Source organism: Gammaproteobacteria bacterium (assembly GCA_032250735.1).
Lineage (GTDB): Bacteria > Pseudomonadota > Gammaproteobacteria > SZUA-152 > SZUA-152 > SZUA-152.
Genome location: JAVVEP010000006.1, coordinates 110884 through 125096, shown reverse-complemented (window position 1 = coordinate 125096; position 14213 = coordinate 110884). Strand labels below are relative to the sequence as shown.

Genomic DNA, 14213 nt, shown 5'->3' with positions numbered 1-14213 from the left:
GGCGCTCACTGATGAGCCGTATCACGCGCAGCACGCACCTGCGCCAGCTGCCGACAGAGCAGATCCGCACCCTGCAAAATACGCGGCGTGTTTCTCTGCAGGATATCCGGATGGATATAAAACAGGTGGCCGTTCTTCACCGCCCGCAGCTGCGGCCAGCGAGACCACTCGGCCTTCCAGTTCGAGTGATGGTCTGCCGAACTGCCCGCGATGATGACCTCCGGGTCATTCATCAGCACCGACTCCAGGCTGATCCTGGGCGCCAGAACGGGCAGATCGTGAAACACATTGCGTCCGCCACACAGCTCGATCACCTGACTGATGATGTGCTCGCCATTGATGGTCATCAACGGCTGATGCCAGATCTGATAGAACACGGATACCTGTTCGTGGTTGCCGTACTGCGCCCGCAGGTCGGCTAGCTGCCGGCGAAATGCCGCACTGGCACGGTTGGCAATGGTCAGCGTGCCGGCCAGTCGGCCCAGTCGTTGCAGATTGCTGGCGACATCCTCCAGCAGGCGGGGCTCGCTAGAAAAAACCGCTATCGACAGGCTCTGCAGCCTTGCCAGTAGCGCCTTTGGGGTGGCGCTCTCCCAGGCAATTACCAGATCCGGTTTCGATGCCAGTATGGCCTCCAGATCAAAGGCATTATGGGTGCCGATCCGCGGCAGCTTTTTCGCCGCCTCGGGGAAATCGCTGAATTCGGCCACACCGACGATGCGGTCACCGGCACCCGCCGCATACAACAGCTCAGTCACGTGCGGCGCCAAACTGATGATGCGCCGCGCCGGTTGATCCAGGTTGACGATGTGGCCCGCATCGTCAACCACACTCAGCGGCGCGGCAACGCTGTTACCTATTTGCAGTAACGCAAGGCACAGACTGCCACACAGATGAAGAACCATAACCGAAATCGCGCGCACCTTAAAAACCTTTGGTCGGAATCATTTACAGCGCCAGTATAGCGTGATATCAAAACTGCCTGACAGCCGGTGCGCAACCCATTTGCCTTGCACCGATTGATGTTATGACAGACTGTCCGTACCAGCGGTGATACGCCGCTCGTCACTATCCAAACTCTACGGAGACCCAGCATGGGACATCGACTTTCTAAAATTTATACCCGCACCGGCGACGATGGCAGCACCGGGCTGGGTGACGGCAGCCGTACCGCCAAGGACAGCCTGCGTGTCGAGTCCTTCGGTGACATCGACGAGCTGAACAGTCACATCGGGATGTTGCTCAGCTACGCACTCCCCGCCACAATCCAGGACCTGATGACCGGCATCCAGCACGACCTGTTTGATCTCGGTGGTGAGATCTGTATCCCGGGACGCGAGGCACTGACGCCGGACTATGTGACGCGACTGGAACACGCACTGGATGCACTCAACGCCGGGCTGGAGCCGCTCAAGGAATTTATTCTGCCCGGCGGCAGCCCTGCCGCGGCGGCCTGCCATCTGGCGCGCACGGTGTGTCGTCGGGCCGAGCGGCGTACGGTCAGCCTGGCCCGTGAAGAGGCCGTGACCGACCCGGCCCTGCACTATCTCAACCGGCTCTCGGATCTGTTATTTGTGGTGGCCCGCTATCTGAACCAGCAGGCAGGCCAGTCTGATGTGCTCTGGCAACCGGGGCGGCATCGCGCCTGAATCTCGGCCTCACTATCCGGGTTAAATCCACTAAAGCCAGGTGGCCGCTGTACGATACAGGGGATAAGGCCTGCTATTCCCCGATGGCCGCTAGCAATGGGCTGTCTCCAGGCAGGTCCATCCAGGTTAACCAAACAACAGGTGCAGCGAGCCAAGGATCATGAGTATTCCCGCCCTCAACGCCGGTATTAACGGCATCCATCTAGGCCTTGGCCATTTGCGCCGCGATGCCTCCGCCGTCGCTCAGGCGGTCGGCAGCAATCAGAATACGGATGTCGCCTCTGCCCTGGTCAATACCAAACTGGACAGCCTGCAGATTCAGGCATCGGCCAAGGTTGTGGAAAGCGTGCATGATATCCTCGGCAGCCTGCTGGATGTCACTGCCTGATCCGGTACTTTAGTTCGGTACTTTTTTCGATGTTGATGTCCGGCAATCTCGCCCCGCAGTACGTCAGCCTTGCACATCTCCACGACCCGTACCGCCCTCACCCATTGCCAGATTCAGTCATCATCCGCCCCTGAAAAGGGTGCCAACACCCGCTAGTCGCAAACTTTCAAAAGCGCGCCAGCCAACGGATGAGCACTGCCATGTTCTACGGCAGGGTCGCAGGGATTAACCGAGAGGGCGTTGTAACAGGCCAGGGAATTGCTAGGAGGCTGCCGGTTTAGGTGGATTGTAGCGAGGGAGTAGGAGAGTGAGCACACTATTTCCGATGTTGAGGCGCATAGTGGTTCTACGTAACGAAAAATTGGGGATAGTGGGCCGCTCTCCCGCTTCCGCAGCCAATTCATCCTAAATCCGACAGCCTCCTAGGCCGTGAGACCTGGAGCAGGATTCCGTGGTGGGGCTTAACTGGGCAGGAAATCGATCGGGTAGGTGACGATCATTTCTTCGACATCGCGGGCACCGAAGTTCAGCAACTTGACCCTGGCAACCAGCTTTCTTTCCAGGTCTTCATTATTAAGTTCGCTGGATACCAGGGTGCATGAGGTCACCTGCCCCGATGCGGCAATGGTAATCTCCAGAACCACCTTGCCCTGTAGGGTGGGATCTTTACGCAGGGCACGGCTGTAGAGTGAAAAGATGGCGCCCTTGTTCCGGTCGAAAACCAGGGTGACCTCTTCAAAGGTACGTGACGGTTTGCCTGACCCGCTCTCACCCGTGACCTGTGGCCCCGCCTTCGCCACCATATCGACCGGGCTCTCAACATGCGTTGTTTCACGACCGGCGAGCGAACTCCGACCCACCCCGCTGCTCAGGTTTGAGGTATCAATACCGCCGCTGCTGGCGGTGCCGGAGGTCAGAATATTGCGCTTCTTCACGTTGGCGGCGGTGGCGCCCTTGGCCAGCGGCTGGCTCTTGTTCAGCTTGTCGGTCACCGGCTTGTCGCGCAGATCCGCCAGTTCGTCAGAAAATGCCAGCAGACCGGATGAGGCGGCCTTCTTGCGTGCCTCTGCGACGCGATCGACCTTGGGTTTCTCCTCGACCTTCTCTTTGGGCTTTTCTTCCTCTTTCTTTTTCTCTTCCTTCTTTTCTTCCTTCTTCTCTTCTTTTTTCTTTTCTACCTTTTTCGGCACCGGCTTGGGTTTGGGTTTTTGCTTTTCCAGCAACAGTTGGGCCAGTCGCGGCGGCAGCTCTTCGGCCTTGTCTCTGTCCGCTTTGGGCACGGGAATAAATGGAATCGCCACACTTAACACAAATGAGATTGCCAGCACGACAATAATGATTTTCTTGAGACGGCCCTCGTCGTTTTCCAGACGGGTCCAGGGCAGTACAAATGAACGATAGACGAGTACAGACACGGTCGCGCTACCCTTCTTGCCGTTTATGCAGGACGGCCAGTGAAATATTGGTATAACTCGCCTTGGTGCAGGTCAACATAATCTTCTTGAGCAGGGAGAAGGGAATATTTTTGTCGCCCATGATCGTTACTTCACGCAAAATGGGTTTTCCGTCCGGCGTTGTCTGGCGCACCTTGCGACCCGCCAGGTGCAACAGCTCTGCCTTCAGCGGCTCGATTTCCTGATCGTCCTCACCACCACGCATCACATCGGAAATCGAGGCAACCCTTCTTCCCTGCACAACGATATCGTTCTTTCCCACAACGATGACAATCGTCTCTTTGGGCAACTGGTCAGAAACGGACTCAGGCAGCTGGACCTGCTTTGCATTCGGCAGATCCTGCACCGAAGATGAACTCACCAACAGGAAAAACACCAGGATAGTAAAGATATCCATCAGGGAGACCATGTTTAAACTGGCGCTGCGTTTGGTTCGCGCATGATGACGCGTCATGCGTTTTGCGCGACGTGATACTTTCACGGGGCATCACCAATGGCGATCAGGGGAAACAGCTCTTTTTTCACAACCGATGCCGCCTCAACCACACTGACCTCGCGCACCGTATCCATCGCCTTGACTAATAATTCATATTCAATGCTGGGCTCCAGCAAGATACTGATATTCTGCTTCTCGGGGAAGCGCAGCTTTAATTTGATCAAAAAATCGGACAGTGCGGCAAAATCATAATTACCACCGGTGTTTTCAATCACCTTCAGGATGCCACCGATGTTATCTGCCACAACCAGCTTATCCTTGCGCACGATCACTTCAAAGTTACGCACCTTGTTTTGATCCTGATCGGCCTGTGAGTTTGTATCCGGCGGGAGATTGAGTTCCAGAATGCTGAGCTGCGTAAACACCGCGGAAAGTAGCAGGAACGGCACCAGCACCACCATCAGATTCATGAAGGCAGTGATATTGAGTTCCGGCGCATCACGATGCGCGCGTCTGACACGGGCTCTTACCGACATACGAAATATTCCCGCTTATTCTGCGCTACGGGCGGTGTCTTTACTGTACTCGGTGATCGAGTTCAAAAACTTCACCGTCGCCATTTCCATGCTATCCACAATCTCAGTGGTTTTGGTTTGCAGGACAGTAAACATCAGCAGCAACGGGATCGCCGCCATCAGACCAAAGGCGGTGGTGTTCATGGCCACGGAAATACTGGCGGAAAGCAGATCGGCCTTGTCGGCCGGGTTGGCATTTGCCACCGCGGTAAAGGCCTGGATCAGACCGATAATCGTACCCAGCAAACCCAGCAAGGTGGCAATGTTCGCGAAGGTCGCCAGATAATGCGTGCGTTTTTCAAGGCGCGGGATCACTTCCATCAAACCTTCTTCCATCGCAATCTCGATATCATCACGTTGCCTGGTCATGCGCAGCCGGCTCAGGCCATAGGATAGAATCTTACCCACTTCCGATTTGGAACGGCTACTGAGCGCCAGCGCCTGATCGTAGTTGTTGGCTTTCACCAGCGGTGTCAGCTTATCCCACATGCTGCGATTGCTCTGTTTCGCAAGGCTCAAATAAAGATACCGTTCCACCGCAATTGCCACGCCCAACGCAAACACGAACATGATGGGATACATAAACATCCCACCCTCCTGAAAAAATTTTACGATCGCGTTAACGATTTCCATACCCTTCTCCTTAACTTCACACATGCCATCATCGTGCTGTTTGCTTTTTAAACAATACCGCACACCATGCCACAAAACAGGCCTCTCGGTAGTTGATGCAGTTCACAACGCCCGCAGTTTACGACCGCCCGATAACGAAACATTAGGCGACCATCCGGTGAGATTCTTGAACGCTATCGACAAAAACGAGGAAAATAATTCAACATCCGTACAGTGAAAACGTCGGCAAACCGTCTATTTGGCACTACTGCCATAGAGCATCCCATAATATTCGACCTGACGCCGAAAAACATCCCTGTCCAGGACTTCCCACGAAGTATCCAGCGAACTACTGCCCGCGGCACTCGACAACGAACCCAGACGCGAACTTTTCCACGGAACGATATATAAAACCTTTGGCAACTCACGACTACCCTGAATAGCGGTAGCATCCAGCTCAATCCGATCCGCCGCTAACGCCGGCGTGGCGATCACAACAAGCAGCGTCGCCAAGGTGAAAATCAGACAGCGCATCATTTTTTGGCCCTGCGGCCCAAATCGACTATCCATTTGCCCACTTCTGCATCTTCTTCTTTGCCTTCGGCCTTAATCAGCTCCTGATAGCGCTCATAATGCCCCAGCGCTTCCGTCAGCTTGCCCATATACAGCTCAAGCAAAATGCCGAAGTTGAGATGAGCATAAGCGTATTCGGGATCGATCTGCAAGGCCTTTTCATAGTAGTCATGGGCCTCCTTAAACTTGCCTTCGCCACGACTAATGATCCCCAGATGATTCAGGCTGACGACATTCTGCGGGTTGATTTTGAGCGCGGCGTGAAACTCTGACTTTGCCTGTTCAAGCTTGTTGTCACGAAAATACAGGATGCCCAGATTCGCGTGCGGGCCGGAAAAATCCGGATATGCCTCTGCCAACTGACGCAACGCCGACTCCGCCTGTGCCGTATTGCCGTCCTGCATCGCCGACAAGGCCAGTTCATAGGCCGTTGTTATCTTCGGATCCACCTTGGGCTGAACCGCCTCCGCTGCCGGTCTGTCTGTGCCGCCACCCGGTCCGGTCGCGGCACAACCCGCAAGCAACAGGACCAGTACAACAATTGCCATCTGATTGAAACGTGTCACTCAGCACTCCCGCCTTTTCCTGAAAAATATCGTCGTTATCGCCTATCGCCTGTGATAGATCAACCCAACCACCGCAAACATAAACCCAACAGCATTCAGACTGACAACATTAATAGATATATTGCGCCATCGGCTCACTCTTCTCGACCTTTGCATATCGAATCGGATTCAGGGTCTTGAGCTTGCCAAAACTCTTTTCGATCCACTCGTCATACGTCCCTTCACTCACGCGACCCACATTGGTCTCATGGATATTGATCGACTTTTCCTCAAACGGATAGGCCTGCTCTTCCAGCAAAATATCATATTGCTCGAGCTCCTCTTCCGACAGGCCGGGCGGCCGCTCGGAGCCCATTAATGCGCGCCCGAACTCATTGTAGATTTCCGCCAACCAGTAGACAGAAGCGGTGGTCACCTCGGCAATGCCATAATCGGCGGCCAGGCTATAGGCATCAACCGCCTCCTGCATTTTTTGTTTCTTGCGCTTCAGGTTATCCTTCAGCGGCCGCACCAGCTTCACCTGCTGGTAAGCCTGCAAGGCAGGCTTCGCCAGCTCGAAGGCGGCCGTTGCCGCCAGGTAGCGCGTACGCGAAGTGCCTGCCGTTCCCGCCTCACTGTCGCGGCGAATGATCTCTTTCAACCAATACCGTTGATCATCCACCTGCCCGGCCTTTGCATAATGCTCGGCAAGTCTATTGCGCGCCTCCATTGCCGGTTCCAGCGGCTGCGGAAAGGTGCCGGCATAGCGCTTATAAGTTTCAATAACCTTTGCCTGGGCGCCCGCCTTTTCGTACAGCTCTGCCGCCTGCCACAGCGCATCACGCTTGATCTCCGGGTCCGACTTGCTGGCCGAAAGCCTCTCCAGTTCCTCGGCAGCCTTGGCGTGCTGCTCGGTCTCCAGATAGGCCTTGATCAGGTTTTCAGAGGCCCGCTCCGCCAAGGGATGGGCAGGATTTTTGTCGCGGAAATCAGAAAACTTGCTGATCGCCATGGCCCACTGCATGGACTGCATCAGGCTTGCCGCAATATCAAATTCAGCCGACACCACCACCGAAGAATCCGGCGACACCTGCTCCACACGCTCAAACTGTGCGATCGCCCCCTCGAAGTTGCCTTTCGAGCGCATGTACTCGCCATGCTTGTACACCGCGGCCGCCAGGCCATCCTCCAGGGCCTTTCGACTGGCATCTTTTTTATCCGTCAGACTCAAGGCGACCTTGTAGGCCACCTCCGCCCGGGTGTAATCGCCTTTCTCAAATTCGGCGCGGGCAATAATCTTCCAGGCGGTGCGGCGCGTCTCTGTGGTAGCCCCCTCCGAGATCTCGAGTATTTCTCGCGCCGCCACGGCTGCCTGTGCATATTTCTCCAGCGCAAACATATCCTGCGCGGCCTTGGTCAGCACCTCTGCCGAGCGCTGGTCGGCGGGGAAGGTCTTGCCAAAGCGTAATGCGCTGCCCACGGCCAACTGGCTCCAGACCGCCTTCTGTTTTCCTTGCGCCTTCTTTTCGGCCTCCGCATACGACAGCAAGGCGGCATAACCAGCCTCGGCATCCTTGCCAAAACGCGGATACTGATACGCCGTTTTCTCAAATTCCTCGGCCGCCTTTTCAAAATCACCGGATTCAAACAACAGCTCGGCATACAGAAAATTTAGTTTCTGCGTGTTCGGGCCTTGCTCAAACCATTTCAGATGCTGCCGGTACCAGATAAAGGCACGCTGATAGTTTTCGCTGGTTTTTGTTTTCTGCGCCTGTGCGTGCATGTGGCGCACGATATCTTCCGAGTTTTTTCTCAATGCCTTTTTGAGATCGGCGAGCACGGTGTCTTCGCGTTCTTCATATTTTTTCCAATACGCGCCATTCACACGATAACGCCGCACAAACGCCTGCTTTTCCTCCATCAGCACGCTGGCGAATCCGGCCGCGGTGTAGGCATTGATCGCCTCAAGCTCGAATTCAAAGGCCTGCTCGTGCATGGGATACACTTTCGCGAAGGCATGATAGACCTCCGCCGCATCGCGCACCCGATTCTGCTTGAGGTAAAATTCCGCCAGCTCTCGATACACGCGTAGCTCATAATCACGGCGGCCAAAGCCTTCGAAAAAGGTCTTTACGGCGTCGGCCCCACCCAGCTCGTTAAAGCTTAGTATCGTCACCCGGAACACATCGTCCACTAGCTCTTCATCGCCGCGGCTCAGCTTGCGCTCTGTGACCAGACCCACCAACGGCTTGAGTTTACGATCCGCCAGCTCAAAAAAGGCGCGCAGTGCATCCTGATAATTTTCCTGTTTGAACAATGCCCAGCCACGCTTTGTCATGGCCTTTTCAAAATAGCGCGAGTCTGGCCCTGCGGTTAATACCTGGGTGTACGCCAATTCGGCCGGTTTGAATTGTTGCAGCCCGAACAATAATTCACCACGACGGAACTGCACCTCATCGCGGTTTGCGGCGAGCGGCTCAAGGACCAGCATGCGATCCAGGGCCTCCAGTGCCTTTTCCGGTTGCGCCGCCTGTTCATAGGCCTTTGAAAGCTGATACAGCAGGCGGGTGCTGATCGGCGCGTCACCCGCCACCTTCAGCGCATCTTCGTATAATTTGATCGCGCCACGATAGGTCGCCCTGCGCAGTGCATCCGGATCCGCATCGGCCCCCGCCTCACCCTGGCTCAGCACCTCCATCTGTTTCTGAAAACGCTCTTCGCTGCGTTCCATTTCGAGATCCGCCAGACGGCGCAGGGCCTCGATCTTCTGCGACTCCTGTTCCGCGCCGGCCATGAACTCCCAATAATTATCCATCGCCTTATTGCGACCATCATCGATCGGGGACTCGGTATCGATCTTGATACCCAGATCGCCCAGTTCACCCAGATCACCCAGCGTCTCCTGCTTTGGCGGCGCGGCGCAGCCCGCCATCATCAGCGCAAGCAGCAGTGTTGACGCGCCTAAATACGTTCTCATTTCTCTGCACCCCAACGTTTTGCGGCATAGTCATAGATCTGCGCCATGGAGAAACGGGCCTCACCCGAATAACTCTGCAAACGTTGCCGGCGTTTATCCAGTTCTGCCAGGGCCAGATCCTGCAGATGCACCTGCAGCCTATCCAGCATGTCGATCACCTTGCCCTGGGCGTTGAGAATCCGGGTGTTCAGCTGCTGGCGTTGCGACGGCGCCAGCCCCTCATTGATATCAATTTCCGATGACCACTGCTCCAGGCGGCCCAGCGACAGCCGCAACTGGGCGTAATTCTTTAGCGTTTCCTGGAACTCATGCGTGGCAAACAACTGCCACAAATGATGGCCGCCGGGGGTGTTGGGCAGGTCGGTCAGCGCGCCATAACCCGGCCGCTCCTGCCCACCCAGCTCGCGCGCCAGACTGTCCACCAACACCCCCCGTTTCACCGATTCCTCGGCCCGATCGACCTGCTGCATTTCGTTTTTGAAGACGGCCAGCGCCTGCTGGTAATACTCCAGCGCCTGCTTGAGCGCATTCAATTGACCAAACGCATAGGGCACGGCCAGCAGGGCGTCCTGCACTGCGGGATCGCTGGGATTCTGCTGGCTCAGTTTCAGCCAGGGTACCAGCGATTTTTTGTGTTCCTGTCGGGCCGAATAGGCGCGCCCCAGACCCAGCAGGGCCTTGCTCGACATCGGCCCCTGCAGGCGTGTCTTCTCGAAGTAATGCTGGGCCTGCGCCGGGTCTTCTTTCGCCAGATAGTGGAAGGCCAGGGTCAGATTGGCCTTGTCCCGCAGCGCCAGTTCCTCTTCGGTGGTGGCGGATGCCGCGCCCAGCTCTTGCAACAGCTTCTCGCCCTCCTGCGTTTCTCCCTGGCGATGCAAGGCCACGCCGAGATTGAACCGGCCATAGGTAGCCCAGACGGATTTTTCGCTCAACTGCTGCACCAGGGATTTCTGTCCCAGTTGACGCAGATAGGTGATGGCCTCATCGAAGCGCTGGTTTTGCATCAGCAGCATGGCCATCAGCAACAGGCGCTCCTGCTGTTGCTGGCTGGGCAAGGCCGCCGCGATATGACCCAGGCTTGCCAGCGCCTGATCGGTCTGCCGGCGTTGATATTGCACCTGTGCCAGACGCAGCCAGGCCAGGTCACGCACCGCCTGCGGCTGACCGCTTTCGCCCAGCGCACTGAAAATCTCGGCCGCCCTGTAGTGCGCCCCGTAGGCGAGATACATCCCGCCCAGGGTCAATTGCAGCTGTCCCGGTGGCCCCTTGATATGCCCCTGCGCCTGCGCGGCCTTTAATTGCGTCAGCGCAACAAAGGGATCGCCCTGCAAGAGGTCAAACTGCGCCGCGCGCAGCAGCGGGTCCTCCAATCCCTGCCAGGCCAGCAGGGCGTCGGTCTCTGCCGCCAGACCGCCTGAACCCAGCAACAGCCCACCCAGCAACAGCCCTGCCCAGCGTCCTGTATGCCGTCTTGGGAAAGGCCGTTGACTGAAGACGAGACCGCGCATGAATTATTTCCATTCCTTGATCAGCAATTCGGGAAACACCTGATTCTTGCCGGTGGCGACCCGCAGCTCAAGCACGCGACGCCCCTCACCGGTATCAACCATCAGTGTCACCTGGCGCTGAAAATCGGGATCCTTGGGCACCTGCCCCATCACCGATGCCACCAGCTGATGACGCCCCGCCGGCACATTGTCCCAGAACAGGCGGTGGCTGCCGCCCTGCGACAGGGCGTCCAGTTCCGGTTCGGAATATTGGTGAAACGAGGTGGTCTTGCCATCGATCTCCAGCTGAATAGCCTCCAACTGAAAGAAGGCGCTGGGCTCGATCGATACCAGTACCAACAACTGTGTGTTGGGCGAAAGCGCACGCGTCTCTTCCAGCACGGCCATTTCCCCACCGAGGTTCACCACCTCATCGAGGATCTGTTCCACCTGCGCGTCCAGCTGCTGGAATGGCGCGGGATCTCCACCGGCGTTCGTGGCCTGGGCGGCAGGGGCCTCCGGCGCCGCATACACCGGCCCCGCCACAGAAACCCCGAGCACCACCAGCACCATCAGCCTCAACGCCGCGATCCACGCCCCCCGAAACCAAAGCGCCAACAGCGGCCGCCCTGCACTTGCCTGTCTCATACTGTCCCACTCAGACTTAATCAATATCGTTCGAGCATACCCCAACATTCGCGACAACCCAATGCCCACCACGGGCGACGTCGGCCATTGCCCCGACGCCGACAAGCCACGGCCGGTTTTCTGCCGAGCTTTTCCCGGCAACGGGTTCCTATCCGGCAGCGATGTATCGTAAAATCGCCGCCTCAGGGCAGAATTCAACATTTTTCCGCATCAACCGACACAGTCTGGGAGGCTGTCGGGTTTAGGTGGATTGACGCTCGATCAGACCCGCCACCCTAAAAAAGTCGTCCCTGTAGTCTACGATTAATAACCCGCCCCCAACCGGAAGGAACAGGCATCGATGTTTCAGGCAAACGAGCACAGCGGCCCCGCTGTCTACGTCACAGACCCGACGTCGGCGCCAGCCCCCTCGCCCACGGCATCGATCAGCCCTGCTGCCGAACGCAGGTCCTTTTTTGGCAGCTTTTCCCTCAAGGCGATTGCCTACACCAGCGCTACCGTCATCATCACTCTGTTTCTGTCGATCACCGTCACCAACCTGTTGCTGGCCAAGACCTATTATCAGGGACCGGAAGACAACGGCCTCAGCCTGCGACTGGCGGACAAGACCCGGGCGATCGAGACCCAGCTGGCCTTTTTTCAGCAGATCGTGGATCACGTGGCGGCCCAGCCGACCACCCAGGATATCCTCGAACACGATGACGGCCTCGGCGCCCAGACCTGGGCCCTGCAGATGCGGCGTTTCCTGCCCCAGGCCCTGGGCGTCGCGCTGCTCACCAATGCCGGCAAGATCATGGGCGCGCCTGCCGATGCCCAGCTCGGCCCGCAAAGCCTCACCGACCTCGCCAAACTCAGCCAGGGCGAGCCCATCAGCATGCCGCCCGTACATCGGCTCACCGAGGCCACCAGCCACTTTGACCTGGTCGCCCCGGTGCGGGATGAATCGGGCAACCCGCTCGGCATGGTATTCGTCAGCTATGGCCTGAAGACCCTGCAGCCGCCGCTGCAAAACAATACCAACAGCGGTCAACGACTGGTCCTGCGCGACGGTCGTGGCAACATCATCAGCCAGCACAACCGGGTCAATGAGGCCGACAAGACTCGCCAACTGGAAACCAGGCTCAGCAACAGCGACTGGCAGCTGAGCCTCACCGAGAACATCGACCGCTCCCTGCCGAGCTTCCTGAGCCTCACACTGTTTAATATCTCCGCCCTACTGCTCACCCTGGGCATCGTCGCCTTCCTGGTGCGCTATGCCCTGCGCACCCTGGGCACCGACTTCAGCCAGATCAAGACCCTGCTCAACACCCTGGCCGAAGGCGGCCCCATGGCGGAAGAATTCGCCACCCCGCAGCTGCGCGAGACGGCAGAGATCCTGCCCGCCATCAGCCACATCCAGCGCGGCATCGAGAAAAAACAACAGCTGCTCCAGCACCGGCAGCTCAGCGATGAACTCACCGGCCTGCCCAATCGGCGCCAGTTCAACATCGAGTTTGCCCGCGCCTACAACTTTGCCCGCCGCGGCACCTCGGTATGCGTGGTGCGGTTGCATCTGCACGGGCTGGACCGGCTCAACGCACAGCAGACCGAGCAGGCCGTAAAACTGCTGAGCAAGGCGCTCAAGGAACACACCCGCAAAGTCGATCACGTCGCCCGCCTGGACGCCGATGAATTCTCGCTACTGATGTTCGGCATGTCCGCCGAAGGCACCGCCCCCTGCCTGGAGCGGATGCGCAAATCCTTTCTGGAGCTGCAGACCCAGCACCCCGCCCTCCCCGACACCCTGATCTGCAGCCTGCACTTCGGCTACACCCTGATCCATGCCCACCGCGACAACAGCGCCGCCGAGGTGCTCAAACGGGCCGAGGCCGCCCTGGACGAGGCACAGCTGTCCGCCGAACGCTGTATCATCGCCGCATGATCACCATCCACGACCGCAAGGGGCTCAGCACCCTGCTAAGCCTCGAGGTCGATACCCTGCAGGGGGCCGACCTGCGCGAGGCCAACCTGGAAAACGCCAATCTGGTGCAATACGACCTGCAGGGGGCCGACCTGCGCGGCGCCAATCTGGTCGGCGCCGACCTGCGACTGGCCAACCTCAGTGGGGCTGATCTGCGCGGCGCCGACCTCAGTGCCGCCGACTTCATGGGCGCCAGGCTGGACGGCGTAAAGGCGGATCGCCCGCTGCTGCCCATCAGCCAGTAGGCCCGCGCCGACCGGCCTCCCCGCGCCACTATTTGCGCATCACGCGCTCGATGCCCTGCAAACGATTCTGCCCATCCACACGCATGACAAATTCGCCGTACACCCCCTCGCGCGAGACAAAGGGCCGCAGGCTTTCGGCCGGGAATTGCAGCCGCTGCCCGCTGGCCAGGCTCACCACCACGGCGCGCATTACACCCTCGTAATAGGCGAGATATTCTTCGGCCGGAATGGCCAGATGAAAGCGGTATTCATGCATCGGCGCCACCATCCGGATTACTGGCGCAAGGCCTTTTCAATCGCCGCCGGATCAAAACCCCGCAGCACATTGTTGTTCACCAGCAAGAGCGGCACGCCATTGCCCTGCAGGGCCTTGAACTGACGTTGCCCCTCGACGGACTTTTCCACATCGTATTCGAAAAAGGCGATGCCGTTGCGGCGCAGATAGGCGCGGGTCATTTTGCAGTTGCCGCACCAGCTGGTGCCATACAGCACCACCGGCTCCGCATGCAGCGCCGCGAAATTGGGGCGCGCCACCAGCAGCTCATGCACGGCACCCCAGTTCAGCGCCAACACGCCGACCAGCGCAACCATTACCGCCAGACTGATCAAGGTCTTTTTCATTGTGGACTCGTCATGGATTACAATGTCATCGATCACGACAGGA

16 protein-coding genes are annotated in these 14213 nt (G+C 57.9%); 4 read left to right on the top strand and 12 right to left on the bottom strand.

Going from position 1 to position 14213, the window contains the following annotated elements; translation table 11 throughout:
* Nucleotides 1-5: 5 nt before the first annotated feature.
* Nucleotides 6-905, bottom strand: a complete 900-nt coding sequence (locus RRB22_05640) for a cobalamin-binding protein (protein MDT8383878.1) — start codon at nucleotides 903-905, stop codon at nucleotides 6-8.
* A 189-nt stretch (nucleotides 906-1094) separates the two neighbouring features.
* Between RRB22_05640 and RRB22_05635 the strand changes: the two genes are divergently transcribed.
* Both RRB22_05635 and RRB22_05630 read left to right on the top strand, forming a co-directional pair.
* Complete coding sequence (locus tag RRB22_05635; protein ID MDT8383877.1) at nucleotides 1095-1649, top strand: cob(I)yrinic acid a,c-diamide adenosyltransferase; 555 nt, start codon at nucleotides 1095-1097, stop codon at nucleotides 1647-1649.
* 160 nt (nucleotides 1650-1809) lie between these two features.
* Nucleotides 1810-2037: a hypothetical protein gene (locus RRB22_05630; GenBank protein ID MDT8383876.1), complete on the top strand. Its 228-nt coding sequence runs from the start codon at nucleotides 1810-1812 to the stop codon at nucleotides 2035-2037.
* A 461-nt stretch (nucleotides 2038-2498) separates the two neighbouring features.
* Here the strand turns inward: RRB22_05630 and RRB22_05625 are convergent, their stop codons facing one another.
* The 9 genes from RRB22_05625 to RRB22_05585 all read right to left on the bottom strand — a co-directional run bounded on the left by RRB22_05625 (nucleotide 2499) and on the right by RRB22_05585 (nucleotide 11344).
* Nucleotides 2499-3452 carry an AgmX/PglI C-terminal domain-containing protein gene (locus RRB22_05625; GenBank protein ID MDT8383875.1) on the bottom strand — a complete coding sequence of 318 codons (954 nt, stop codon included), beginning with the start codon at nucleotides 3450-3452 and terminating at the stop codon, nucleotides 2499-2501.
* Between the two features lie 7 nt (nucleotides 3453-3459).
* Entirely contained in the window at nucleotides 3460-3972 is a 513-nt protein-coding gene (locus RRB22_05620; protein MDT8383874.1) for a biopolymer transporter ExbD, read from the bottom strand.
* Nucleotides 3969-4463, bottom strand: coding sequence for a biopolymer transporter ExbD (locus RRB22_05615; protein ID MDT8383873.1), 495 nt, complete (start codon nucleotides 4461-4463; stop codon nucleotides 3969-3971). Before RRB22_05615 ends, RRB22_05620 begins: the two co-directional genes overlap by 4 nt.
* A gap of 15 nt (nucleotides 4464-4478) precedes the next feature.
* Nucleotides 4479-5135 carry a MotA/TolQ/ExbB proton channel family protein gene (locus RRB22_05610; GenBank protein MDT8383872.1) on the bottom strand — a complete coding sequence of 219 codons (657 nt, stop codon included), beginning with the start codon at nucleotides 5133-5135 and terminating at the stop codon, nucleotides 4479-4481.
* Nucleotides 5136-5369: 234 nt separating this feature from the next.
* On the bottom strand, nucleotides 5370-5684 hold the full coding sequence (locus RRB22_05605; GenBank protein ID MDT8383871.1) for a hypothetical protein: 315 nt from the start codon (nucleotides 5682-5684) through the stop codon (nucleotides 5370-5372).
* Nucleotides 5648-6235: a tetratricopeptide repeat protein gene (locus tag RRB22_05600; GenBank protein MDT8383870.1), complete on the bottom strand. Its 588-nt coding sequence runs from the start codon at nucleotides 6233-6235 to the stop codon at nucleotides 5648-5650. The genes RRB22_05605 and RRB22_05600 overlap by 37 nt, the downstream gene beginning before the upstream one ends.
* A 127-nt stretch (nucleotides 6236-6362) precedes the next feature.
* Complete coding sequence (locus RRB22_05595; protein MDT8383869.1) at nucleotides 6363-9209, bottom strand: tetratricopeptide repeat protein; 2847 nt, start codon at nucleotides 9207-9209, stop codon at nucleotides 6363-6365.
* Nucleotides 9206-10717: a tetratricopeptide repeat protein gene (locus RRB22_05590; protein ID MDT8383868.1), complete on the bottom strand. Its 1512-nt coding sequence runs from the start codon at nucleotides 10715-10717 to the stop codon at nucleotides 9206-9208. Before RRB22_05590 ends, RRB22_05595 begins: the two co-directional genes overlap by 4 nt.
* Nucleotides 10718-10720: 3 nt before the next feature.
* Nucleotides 10721-11344, bottom strand: a complete 624-nt coding sequence (locus tag RRB22_05585; GenBank protein ID MDT8383867.1) for a hypothetical protein — start codon at nucleotides 11342-11344, stop codon at nucleotides 10721-10723.
* A 340-nt stretch (nucleotides 11345-11684) separates the two neighbouring features.
* Here RRB22_05585 and RRB22_05580 point away from each other — a divergent pair, with 340 nt between their 5' ends.
* Nucleotides 11685-13265, top strand: coding sequence for a sensor domain-containing diguanylate cyclase (locus RRB22_05580; GenBank protein MDT8383866.1), 1581 nt, complete (start codon nucleotides 11685-11687; stop codon nucleotides 13263-13265).
* Complete coding sequence (locus tag RRB22_05575) at nucleotides 13262-13549, top strand: pentapeptide repeat-containing protein (protein ID MDT8383865.1); 288 nt, start codon at nucleotides 13262-13264, stop codon at nucleotides 13547-13549. Before RRB22_05580 ends, RRB22_05575 begins: the two co-directional genes overlap by 4 nt.
* A 28-nt stretch (nucleotides 13550-13577) precedes the next feature.
* Here the strand turns inward: RRB22_05575 and RRB22_05570 are convergent, their stop codons facing one another.
* Entirely contained in the window at nucleotides 13578-13805 is a 228-nt protein-coding gene (locus RRB22_05570; GenBank protein MDT8383864.1) for a DUF2835 domain-containing protein, read from the bottom strand.
* Nucleotides 13806-13822: 17 nt separating this feature from the next.
* On the bottom strand, nucleotides 13823-14170 hold the full coding sequence (locus tag RRB22_05565) for a glutaredoxin family protein (protein MDT8383863.1): 348 nt from the start codon (nucleotides 14168-14170) through the stop codon (nucleotides 13823-13825).
* Nucleotides 14171-14213 lie beyond the last annotated feature (43 nt).

Bases quoted from the DNA above. Each gene is read 5' to 3' on its own strand.
- RRB22_05640 (MDT8383878.1), bottom strand. From the start codon at position 905: ATGGTTCTTCATCTGTGTGGCAGTCTGTGCCTTGCGTTACTGCAAATA.
- RRB22_05635 (MDT8383877.1), top strand. From the start codon at position 1,095: ATGGGACATCGACTTTCTAAAATTTATACCCGCACCGGCGACGATGGC.
- RRB22_05630 (MDT8383876.1), top strand. From the start codon at position 1,810: ATGAGTATTCCCGCCCTCAACGCCGGTATTAACGGCATCCATCTAGGC.
- RRB22_05615 (MDT8383873.1), bottom strand. From the start codon at position 4,463: ATGTCGGTAAGAGCCCGTGTCAGACGCGCGCATCGTGATGCGCCGGAA.
- RRB22_05610 (MDT8383872.1), bottom strand. From the start codon at position 5,135: ATGGAAATCGTTAACGCGATCGTAAAATTTTTTCAGGAGGGTGGGATG.
- RRB22_05605 (MDT8383871.1), bottom strand. From the start codon at position 5,684: ATGGATAGTCGATTTGGGCCGCAGGGCCAAAAAATGATGCGCTGTCTG.
- RRB22_05600 (MDT8383870.1), bottom strand. From the start codon at position 6,235: ATGGCAATTGTTGTACTGGTCCTGTTGCTTGCGGGTTGTGCCGCGACC.
- RRB22_05595 (MDT8383869.1), bottom strand. From the start codon at position 9,209: ATGAGAACGTATTTAGGCGCGTCAACACTGCTGCTTGCGCTGATGATG.
- RRB22_05590 (MDT8383868.1), bottom strand. From the start codon at position 10,717: ATGCGCGGTCTCGTCTTCAGTCAACGGCCTTTCCCAAGACGGCATACA.
- RRB22_05585 (MDT8383867.1), bottom strand. From the start codon at position 11,344: ATGAGACAGGCAAGTGCAGGGCGGCCGCTGTTGGCGCTTTGGTTTCGG.
- RRB22_05580 (MDT8383866.1), top strand. From the start codon at position 11,685: ATGTTTCAGGCAAACGAGCACAGCGGCCCCGCTGTCTACGTCACAGAC.
- RRB22_05575 (MDT8383865.1), top strand. From the start codon at position 13,262: ATGATCACCATCCACGACCGCAAGGGGCTCAGCACCCTGCTAAGCCTC.
- RRB22_05570 (MDT8383864.1), bottom strand. From the start codon at position 13,805: ATGCATGAATACCGCTTTCATCTGGCCATTCCGGCCGAAGAATATCTC.
- RRB22_05565 (MDT8383863.1), bottom strand. From the start codon at position 14,170: ATGAAAAAGACCTTGATCAGTCTGGCGGTAATGGTTGCGCTGGTCGGC.